The organism is Sphaerospermopsis reniformis, from assembly GCF_005402885.1.
GTDB lineage: Bacteria > Cyanobacteriota > Cyanobacteriia > Cyanobacteriales > Nostocaceae > Sphaerospermopsis > Sphaerospermopsis kisseleviana.
The window spans coordinates 1-398 of the sequence record NZ_BJCE01000582.1 but is presented as its reverse complement, the minus strand read 5'-3'; the positions used below and the strand labels follow the sequence as shown (position 1 = coordinate 398).

General features: G+C 43.2%; 1 protein-coding gene. It reads right to left on the bottom strand.

Translation table 11 applies throughout. The annotated features are described in order from the left end of the window. A partial coding sequence (locus FFR48_RS28515; protein ID WP_137669637.1) for an ISAs1 family transposase occupies positions 1-398 on the bottom strand: 398 nt, incomplete at both ends.

Sequence of the window (398 nt, the reverse complement as noted above, 5' to 3'; positions counted from 1 at the left end):
TTCCAAGAGCGAATACGACAAGAATCCTCAGCAAAAGTACAATCAAGAATCCAGTGAGCTTGGTTCTCAATTCCCCAATGTTTACGGATGGCTCGACCTAAAAGTTGAGCATCACTGGGTAAAGAAGAGAGATAAAATTGAACCTCACGAGTAGTTTGATTCCAAAGACGACGCTCCCGAACAACCATCACTACACTTTGGAGTCCAGCCCAGATTTTGGGTTGGTAAAGTTCACCAAGAGCCGAAACTGGAACAGACCAAACTTGACGGATTTCCGTACGGTGATGTCCTTTTTCAATGCGGTGGTCATAACTGACATCAATACCTTGAAAAGAGAGTGAAGATGCTGTTTCAAACCATTGTTTTACCTGATTGTAGAGAGTTGGGTGATTTGCCTT